Annotated in this window: 7 protein-coding genes and 1 pseudogene; 6 read left to right on the top strand and 2 right to left on the bottom strand. The window is 37.6% G+C overall.

The genetic code is table 11. The annotated features are described in order from the left end of the window. The 6 genes from QZ359_RS09135 to QZ359_RS09110 all read left to right on the top strand — a co-directional run. On the top strand, positions 1-1471 hold a 1471-nt coding region (locus QZ359_RS09135; RefSeq protein ID WP_293965915.1), incomplete at its 5' end, for a histidine kinase. After that, positions 1464-2234: a response regulator gene (locus QZ359_RS09130; protein ID WP_293965914.1), complete on the top strand. Its 771-nt coding sequence runs from the start codon at positions 1464-1466 to the stop codon at positions 2232-2234. The genes QZ359_RS09135 and QZ359_RS09130, both read left to right, overlap by 8 nt. 298 nt (positions 2235-2532) lie before the next feature. Continuing rightward, positions 2533-3573 (top strand): ABC transporter substrate-binding protein, encoded by a 1041-nt coding sequence (locus tag QZ359_RS09125; RefSeq protein WP_293965913.1) that lies wholly within the window; start codon positions 2533-2535, stop codon positions 3571-3573. 162 nt (positions 3574-3735) lie between these two features. Beyond that, on the top strand, positions 3736-4782 hold the full coding sequence (locus QZ359_RS09120; protein WP_000731166.1) for an ABC transporter substrate-binding protein: 1047 nt from the start codon (positions 3736-3738) through the stop codon (positions 4780-4782). 12 nt (positions 4783-4794) lie between these two features. Then, positions 4795-5886, top strand: a complete 1092-nt coding sequence (locus tag QZ359_RS09115; RefSeq protein WP_033685580.1) for an ABC transporter ATP-binding protein — start codon at positions 4795-4797, stop codon at positions 5884-5886. Continuing rightward, positions 5876-7534 (top strand): iron ABC transporter permease, encoded by a 1659-nt coding sequence (locus QZ359_RS09110; RefSeq protein ID WP_293965911.1) that lies wholly within the window; start codon positions 5876-5878, stop codon positions 7532-7534. Before QZ359_RS09115 ends, QZ359_RS09110 begins: the two co-directional genes overlap by 11 nt. 102 nt (positions 7535-7636) lie before the next feature. Here QZ359_RS09110 and QZ359_RS09105 read toward each other — a convergent pair whose 3' ends face one another. Next, positions 7637-8329: a histidine phosphatase family protein gene (locus QZ359_RS09105; RefSeq protein WP_293965910.1), complete on the bottom strand. Its 693-nt coding sequence runs from the start codon at positions 8327-8329 to the stop codon at positions 7637-7639. 232 nt (positions 8330-8561) lie between these two features. Then, positions 8562-9490, bottom strand: a pseudogene (locus QZ359_RS09100) (N-acetylmuramoyl-L-alanine amidase family protein); the annotation flags it as partial.

Genomic DNA, 9490 nt, shown 5'->3' with positions numbered 1-9490 from the left:
AGCAAATAGTGATCTCCTAACCACTATGAACCATAAAATGATTCCTGGATTTTTGGATGGCAAACACACAGAGAGAGAAGTCTTTAGCTTATTTTACGAGACAAAAGCTAAATTAAAACTTAGTTCTGACCTCATTATCCTAAGTGATACAGGTGAATTGCTATTTAGTACCAATCGAAATCATCAAGAAAGTATTTTATCTCCCTACTATCTAAAACTGCTCATTCAAAATCCTTCTCAAGAAAAAGTTACAGAAAAAATTGCACTCTCTTCAGATAAGCAACATTACACACTCTTTATCAAACCACTACTTCAAAACCAACGAGTTAAGGCCTATACTATTGCTTTCGTAAATGAGAATGATTTCATCTCAAGTTTCCCAATGATCAATTCCAAATACATCATTACCGATAGCTTTGGAAATATGTTTTCCAACAATACAAATCAATTTACTCGTTCCACTCTTGAAAAATTTGATGAAAAACTCCTACACTCTCGCACCCACTGGTATGCGAATGAACCGCTTATTGTTCAAAAAGAAAAAGTCGGTGCTATTTTTTCAATCTATACTTTTCAATCCTTTTTTCCCATTCCTAGCTTACTCGGTCTAGCCTCCATTCTCACCTTATGTATATTCTTCCTCTACTTCTGGCAAGCAAGGCGAATTGCTCATAAGATTGCCACACACAACGCTGTTCCTATTGAAAGCTTAGTTTACCAACTTCAAGAAATTCCCAAACAAGCAGAAAAAAGGCTTTCTCTACAAACAGGTGATGAGTTTGAATTTATGGCCGAAAAAATCAACAATATGTTGTACGAATTAGATCAACTTCATCAAAAAATGTTGACCATCGAAAAAGAAAAGTGGATTTTTGAAAGAAAAATGCTGGAAGCTCAGTTCAATCCTCATTTTCTCTACAATACACTTGAGACGATTAAAATCACTTCTTTAATGGATGCTGCTCTCACACAAGACCTGATTCAAAATCTCACGCGCATTCTTCGCTACAGTATCACCGATTTAGAAAAAGAAACAACCATTTGTCAGGATTTAAAGATTATAGAGGATTACCTTATTATTCATAAGATTCGTTTTGAGCACTTTTCCTATGATATTGTCTGCCCAGAAACTGTTGATAATCAGCCTATTCCTAAACTTTTCTTGCTTCCTCTAGTAGAAAATGCTATAAAATATGGGATGCAATACCGTATTGATCTTCATATTGATATCCAAATTACCTTGGAAGCAGATTCTCTGACTTTTTTAGTCAAGGATAATGCTGGAGGGCTCACAAAACAAGAGCGACTCGCTATTTTAGACTCTTTAGAAAGCCCTCATACCCAGCATGGCATCGTTAACAGCTATAAACGATTGAGCAATTTCTTTTCTGATGTCCAGCTAGATTTAGGAGTCAATCGCCAAGGAGAAACTTGGGTCAAATTTATAACGAAAGGACTAACTCATGTTTAAGCTCATTATCGTAGAAGACGAACACCTCATTCGAAAATGGCTAGAGATTGCCGTAGACTACTCTGCATTAGGTATCCAAGTCGTAGGAACTGCCAGTCACGGTCAAGAGGGAATGAAACTCATCCACGAAAAAGAACCTCATATTGTCTTAACAGACATCACAATGCCAATTATGGATGCTTTTATGATGTTCGAAGCCACTCGTACTCTCTCCTATGAAAAAGTTATCTTATCAGGTTATAACGATTTTCAAAATGCCAAAAAAGCCATGCAATATGGAGCGGTAGATTTCTTATCCAAACCAATTGATACCAAGGAGTTGACAGAATGTCTTCAAAAAATTGTTTTGCGATTACGAGTTAGCACTCGTCAAGAAACTCCTTTTTTAGAAGAATATCAAACTTTACTCACCTCTATCCAACAAATTGATACACAAAACCAAATCATTCAGCAAATTCTTGAATTTGTGCACCAACACTACTGTATGCACTTTACCATTTCTAGCATTGCAGAGAATCTAGGATATAGTGAGAGTTATCTATATAAGGTTATCAAAGAAGACTTCCCAATGACGCTAAATGAATATATCTTACGCTACCGCCTCAAGCAAGCTATAGATAAAATAGCTGAGTCCCCTAATTCTCCCTTAAGCGATATCTCTGAACAAGTTGGATTTTCAGACTATAAATATTTTGCCAAAGTTTTTAAAAAATATCTCCATATTTCTCCAAAAGAATTAAAACTCATGGATAAAAATCATTGATGTAAAAGGATTGCTCAAATCAGGCAATCTTTTTATTTTGTACTTATACTAGAGCAAACTATGAAACTCGCTACAAGCTGCTCAAATCATAGCTTTGAGATTGCAGATAAAGCGACGTGTTTTGAAGAGGATTACCATCGAAATCCCAGTTACAGTGTACCCATCCTTGCTCGAGATACCCATTTCCTATTTTTCGTTTTAGATTTCTTTAAGGTTTTTATTATATCCTGTAGAACTCTACAATTTGAAAACATTAATAATCTAGGTAGAGAAAATGTTCGTAAAAAAGGAGATACTTATGAAAAAAATACTATTCTTTCTCTCTTGTGGCTGGATATTCCTTTCTTTATCAGGATGTTCTTCACCTATAGAAGCGGAAACTAGCACTGAAAAAGATTCAGATAGCACTTTGGTTGTCTACTCGCCTAACCCTGAAGACCTTATCGAAGAAACAGTCCCAGCCTTCGAAGAAAAATATGGTATTAAGGTTGACTTAGTACAAGCAAGCACTGGTGAATTGTTCAAAAAAGCTGAGGCCGAAAAAGAATCCCCTGTAGCTGATGTCATTTTCGGAGGCTCCTACGCCCTCTTCTCTTCTAACGAAAATCTTTTTGAACCTTATATTTCTCAAGAGAACGACCAGATAATCCCTGAATATCAAAACAAAACTGGATTCTACACGCCTTATACACTTGATGTCAGTGTCATCATTGCCAATTCAGCCCTTACAAAAGATATTAAAATTGAAGGCTACAATGATCTACTCAATCCTAAATTAAAAGGAAAAATTGCTACTGCTGATCCAAGTAACGCATCTAGCGCCTTTGCTCAATTAACAAACATGCTTGTCGATCAAGGGGGATACGAAAATGAACAAGCTTGGACCTATGTGAAAAATCTATTTACCCTAGTAGATGGAAAGATTGCATCTAGTTCTTCAAATGTTTACAAAGCTGTCGCCGATGGAGAAATGGCTGTAGGACTAACCTATGAAGATCCTGCCTTAAAACTCTTAAATGATGGAGTTGATGTAAAAGTCATTTATCCAAAAGAAGGTACCGTCTTTTTACCTGGTAACGCGGCTATCGTCAAAAATGCCAAACACATGGAAAACGCTAAGAAATTTATCGATTTCCTCCTTTCTCAAGAAATCCAAGATAAGCTAGGAACTGAAACAACAATCAGACCCATTCGTAAAAATGCTAAAACCAATAAAAATATGAAGGCTATAACAGAAATCAATATTGCTACCGAAGATTCCGATTATGTCATTAAAAATAAATCTGCTATTCTTAAAAAGTACAATGACATTTTTACAGATATCCAATCTAAAAAATAAAATTTGACTTACCAGTGATTAACTGTCAAACCCTGCTATAAAATCAAAAAGATTACTTCCGTTTTTGTAGAGAATTTTACTCTAATAGAATAGAATTATCGGTTTTAAAAACGCTTACATTATTTTAAAATAAACTTAAATAACACAACGGAGGTATCCATCATGAAAAAGAAATGGATGTATTATGCTGCTTGCGGACTAGCCCTTTTTGGTCTTGCTGCTTGTTCTTCTAATGAATCTGCCGATGGCGGTTCATCTGATAAAGGAGACGGCGGTTCGCTAGTCGTTTATTCACCAAACTCAGAGGGCTTAATCGGAGCAACTATTCCTGCCTTTGAAGAAAAATATGGTATCAAAGTAGAACTGATTCAAGCTGGTACTGGAGAACTTTTCAAAAAACTAGAGTCAGAAAAAGAAGCTCCTGTAGCTGATGTCATCTTTGGTGGTTCTTATACACAATATGCTACCCACGGAGAACTCTTTGAAAACTATACTTCAAAAGAAAATGATAATGTTATCAAAGAATATCAAAACACAACTGGCTACTCTACACCTTATACACTAGATGGTAGTGTTTTAATCGTCAATCCTGATTTAACGAAAGGTATGAACATCGAAGGATATAGCGACCTTCTCAAACCTGAACTAAAAGGAAAAATTGCAACTGCTGACCCAGCAAACTCTTCTAGCGCCTTTGCTCAATTAACAAATATGCTACAAGCTCAAGGTGGTTACAAAGACGATAAAGCCTGGTCTTATGTAAAAGATCTCTTCACACTTATTGATGGTAAAATCGGTTCAAGCTCATCTGGTGTCTATAAAGCAGTCGCTGACGGAGAAATGGCTGTTGGTCTCTCTTATGAAGATCCAGCAGTTAAACTCTTAAATGACGGAGCTAACATTAAGGTAGTCTATCCAAAAGAAGGAACAGTCTTCCTACCTGCTAGTGCTGCTATCGTTAAAAAAGCTAAAAACATGGAAAATGCCAAGAAATTTATCGATTTCATCATCTCTCAAGAAGTACAAGATACACTTGGTACGACCACTACTAACCGTCCTGTTCGTAAAAATGCTAAAACAAGCGAAAATATGAAACCAATTGACAAAATCAAAACACTCACTGAAGATTATGATTATGTCATCAAGAATAAATCAGATATCGTTAAGAAATACAACGAAGTCTTTACAGATATCCAATCTAAACAGTAAAAGAGGTTCACTATGAGTGAGATCAAAATTATTAACGCCAAAAAAATCTACCACGATGTCCCTGTTATTGAGAATTTGAACATTACAATTCCAAAAGGAAGTCTCTTTACCCTTCTTGGGCCTTCAGGGTGTGGGAAAACGACTCTTCTTCGTATGATTGCAGGTTTCAACAGTATCGAAGGCGGAGAATTTTACTTCGATGATACAAAAATCAATAATATGGAACCTAGCAAACGCAATATAGGGATGGTTTTCCAAAACTACGCTATTTTCCCACATTTGACTGTCCGAGATAATGTCGCTTTTGGTCTTAAGCAAAAGAAGGTTCCAAAAGAAGAATTGGTACAACAGACCAATAAGTATCTTGAACTCATGCAAATTGCTCAATATGCGGATCGGAAGCCCGATAAACTCAGTGGTGGACAACAACAACGTGTTGCTTTAGCACGTGCCTTAGCTGTTAATCCAAGTGTTCTCCTCATGGACGAACCGCTTAGTAACCTAGATGCCAAACTTCGCTTGGATATGCGTCAAGCTATTCGAGAAATCCAACACGAAGTGGGAATTACAACTGTTTATGTAACCCACGACCAAGAAGAAGCTATGGCTATTTCAGACCAAATTGCTGTTATGAAAGACGGAGTCATCCAACAAATCGGCCGACCAAAAGAACTCTATCATAAACCAGCTAATGAGTTTGTAGCAACCTTTATCGGACGCACAAATATTATCCCTGCCAATCTCGAAAAACGGAGTGACGGCGCTTATATCGTCTTTTCAGATGGCTATGCCCTTCGAATGCCAGCCCTTGATCAGGCTGAGGAACAAGCCATTCATGTAAGCATTCGTCCTGAAGAGTTTATCAAAGATGAATCTGGAGATATTGAAGGAACTATTAGCGATAGCGTCTATCTTGGACTAAATACTGAATATTTCATCGAGACAGGCTTTGCCTCAAAAATTCAAGTTAGCGAAGAATCAACTTTTGAAGAAGATCTACAAAAAGGCGATCGTATTCGTCTACGAATCAATACTCAAAAATTAAACGTCTTTTCTGCAGATGGTTCACAAAACCTGATAAAAGGAGTCAACCATGGAACGTAAAAAACTAAATATTTGGACAGCCTCCTCTTTCTTCATCTTTCTTACCTATCTTGTCTTTCTCGTTTATCCTATCGTTACCGTGCTCAAGCAAGCACTCATACATGAGGGACAATTCTCACTAGCTAATTTTGTCACTTTCTTTAGTAAAGCCTACTACTCTGAGACATTAGTCAACAGTTTCAAGGTCTCCATTACCGCTACTGTCACTTCCTTAGTCGTAGGAACCTTATTAGCTTATCTCTTCTCTATGTATGACTTCAAGGGAAAGAAATTTCTACAAATATTGATTATCATTGCTTCCATGTCAGCTCCTTTCGTGGGAGCCTACTCCTGGATTCTCTTGCTGGGACGAAATGGGGTCATTACTAAATTCCTGACAAATGCCTTTCATCTTCCAGCTATTGATATTTATGGATTCAAAGGAATTGTACTTGTCTTTACACTGCAACTATTCCCACTGGTATTTCTATACGTTGCTGGGACAATGAAAAGTATTGACAATTCTCTACTTGAAGCCGCTGAAAGCATGGGGTCCTTCGGATTTAAGCGTATCGTAACGGTTGTTTTGCCTCTCCTAGTTCCAACCTTACTAGCTGCTGCCCTGCTTGTATTTATGAGAGCATTCTCAGACTTTGGAACACCGATGTTAATTGGTGAAGGATATCGGACTTTTCCCGTCTTGATTTATACCCAATTCATTAGCGAGGTTGGAGGAAATTCTGCTTTTGCATCTGCTTTAGCAATTATGGCGATTATCATTGCCTTGGCAATTTTCCTTATCCAAAAATACATTTCAAACCGCTATAGTTTCAGTATGAATTCGCTCCATCCAATCGAGCCTAAAAAAACTACAAAAGGAAAAATGGCTGCCATTTATGCAACAGTCTACGGAATTATCTTGTTCTCTGTTCTACCTCAAGTCTACTTGATTTATACTTCTTTCCTAGAAACATCAGGTATGGTATTTGTCAAAGGTTATTCTCTAAACAGTTACAAGGTAGCTTTCAATCGTATGGGATCTGCTATTTTCAATACTATTCGTATCCCTTTGATTGCCTTAGTTCTAGTTGTCCTATTCGCAACATTTATCTCCTACCTAGCCGTTAGAAAACGTAATTTGTTTACAAACTTAATTGACAGTCTCAGTATGGTCCCTTATATTGTACCAGGAACCGTTCTAGGGATTGCCTTCATCTCTTCCTTTAATACTGGTCTATTTGGAAGTGGATTTCTTATGATTACAGGGACAGCTTTCATCTTGATTATGTCTCTATCTGTCAGAAGATTACCGTATACTATTCGCTCATCTGTTGCTAGTTTGCAACAAATAGCACCAAGTATTGAAGAAGCTGCTGAAAGCTTAGGAAGTAGCCGCCTCAATACCTTTGCCAAGATTACAACTCCAATGATGCTATCTGGTATTATTTCTGGAGCCATCCTATCTTGGGTCACAATGATTTCAGAACTCTCTACTTCTATCCTCCTCTACAATGTCAAAACAAGAACAATGACTGTAGCCATTTATACAGAAGTTCTCAGAGGGAATTACGGTGTAGCCGCAGCCTTGTCAACTATCCTGACTATTCTAACAGTAGGTTCCTTGCTCTTGTTTATGAAAATCTCTAAAAGCAACAGCATTACACTTTAGTTTCCCCCATCAAAAACAGCCGAAAAGATTATCCTCGGCTGTTTTTTCTTATCTTGATATTCCTATCAAATCCCTATTTCATAGCAAGCAAGTCTAGACTGATTAAATAGAGGCTTCTTCTATCTTCTCACGTCCTAGTTCTCGGTAACTACGATCGCCGACAACTTCAACGCTAAACTGCCCGTCCTCATATTCAAGGATCGTCACGCTACCATTATCTAGACCATGCGGATGCATACCATTAATCAGATAAACAATGGTTCCAATGGTCATTCCGTGGCTCACGACAAGGGCATTGCCCCCACCTTGTTCTTCCATTTCTTTGGCAATCGCTTCAAAGCCTTCTTTGATGCGACCACTGAGTTTTTCCCAGCCTTCAGCCCAACCAGCTGTATCGACCTCTACCAAGCCCTCAGCCAGTTCAGCATAAGACAATTGGTGAACGTGGTCCACATTAAAGATACGAGGAATAATGCCCATGAAAAGATCACCATCGTAAGCTCCATCAAAACTACCGAAACACCATTCTCTGATACGCTTGTCCATGCGATAAGGGATTTTTCCCTGCAAGCCAAGTTCTTCAAGGATAATTCCCATTGTCTGAATAGTGCGACCAGAATCACTCGAATAAGCACGCTCAAACTGTAGACCAGATTCTCGCAAACCAATTCCTAATTCTTGAATCCCTAGCTCACCTTCAGCTGTTAAGGGAGTATCGCTCCAACCTTGCGCGCGACCAATCGTGTTAAACATGGTCTTGCCATGACGTACCAAATACAATCGTACTTTTACCATTTTCCGTCCTCCGTTTGCTTCTATTATATCATGGATGATAAAACAAAAGCCACCCATACAGGCGACTTTTGCAGGAGATTATTATGAAAAAGTTTAGGAGTTCTATTAAATAAAGATATTAGATGAAAGTCAAATTCAAACTAAATCAGTGTTATCTGTTTCAAATAATATTAGGAGGTCTTTATTTAATGATTATAGTATACACACCTAACCTTAAATAGAACTTAAAAAATTATACCCATTCACCTTTTTCATTTACTTTATAGCCGTTAATGGTCATATTTTTTGCCAATTTCCCATCAGCTAACAAGTAATACCACTTATCCCCATCCTTAATCCATTGGTTACGAGCGTACTTACCATCTTGGTTCAGATAATACCAACTATCATACTGAGAATCAAATACCCACTCACTCTTAGCCATGTAACCGCCACGTTTTAGGTAGTATTCGCCCTGCCAAGCTTTCTCCACATAACTACCAGTTGAATCTACATAAAACCAGCTCTTATAATCTTCATCATAAATCCATTCGCTTGCAGCCATTGAAGCATCTGCTTTTAGATAATAACGGCCTACCCAACGATTTCTTACAAGATTGCCAGAGAGGTCATTGTAGTACCATTTCCCAGACTCTTTAAACCACTTACTTGCTTGATGATCTTTCTTAGTCTCTCCATTAGAGGTAACGGTAGATTGAGTTGAAGTTGAAACTGAGGATGAAGTTCCAGTAGAAACTGCTTGAATAGCCTCTTCTTTTGTCACCTTAGGCTTAGCTTTGCCTTGGTAAACATCTTCGATACGCTTAGTAAAGACAGATAACTCTTCAGGGGATAGCATTCGACTATTTTTGTAATTACCATCCTCATGTATATCCGCTTCTGTTTTGATCTTTTTAACAGCTTCTTCTACTATGTCATCAATCTTACTAAACATAGAAACTTTATCTGCTTTCGAAAGTGAATCATCATTACTAATGGCCGTCTTCTCCATAAAGGCAACAGCATTAACTTCTCTGATATTCTTTTCAGTAGGTGCTAATGAAAATGCTTGAAAATCGTCAGACAACATAGAAACTATTTTTTTAGTATATATATTTACATCTTCATTTACATCAGAATATGAAGGCAAATATATAGAAATCCATCTAGGCCCACCTGGAC

Origin of the sequence: Streptococcus sp., assembly GCF_019414905.1 — a bacterium.
Classification (GTDB): Bacteria; Bacillota; Bacilli; order Lactobacillales; family Streptococcaceae; genus Streptococcus.
The sequence above is the reverse complement of the archived record's forward strand: the minus strand, read 5'-3'. Positions and strand labels throughout refer to the sequence as shown.

Coding starts and splice junctions, on each gene's coding strand:
- QZ359_RS09105 (WP_293965910.1), bottom strand. CDS start 8,329: ATGGTAAAAGTACGATTGTATTTGGTACGTCATGGCAAGACCATGTTT.
- QZ359_RS09130 (WP_293965914.1), top strand. CDS start 1,464: ATGTTTAAGCTCATTATCGTAGAAGACGAACACCTCATTCGAAAATGG.
- QZ359_RS09115 (WP_033685580.1), top strand. CDS start 4,795: ATGAGTGAGATCAAAATTATTAACGCCAAAAAAATCTACCACGATGTC.
- QZ359_RS09110 (WP_293965911.1), top strand. CDS start 5,876: ATGGAACGTAAAAAACTAAATATTTGGACAGCCTCCTCTTTCTTCATC.
- QZ359_RS09120 (WP_000731166.1), top strand. CDS start 3,736: ATGAAAAAGAAATGGATGTATTATGCTGCTTGCGGACTAGCCCTTTTT.
- QZ359_RS09125 (WP_293965913.1), top strand. CDS start 2,533: ATGAAAAAAATACTATTCTTTCTCTCTTGTGGCTGGATATTCCTTTCT.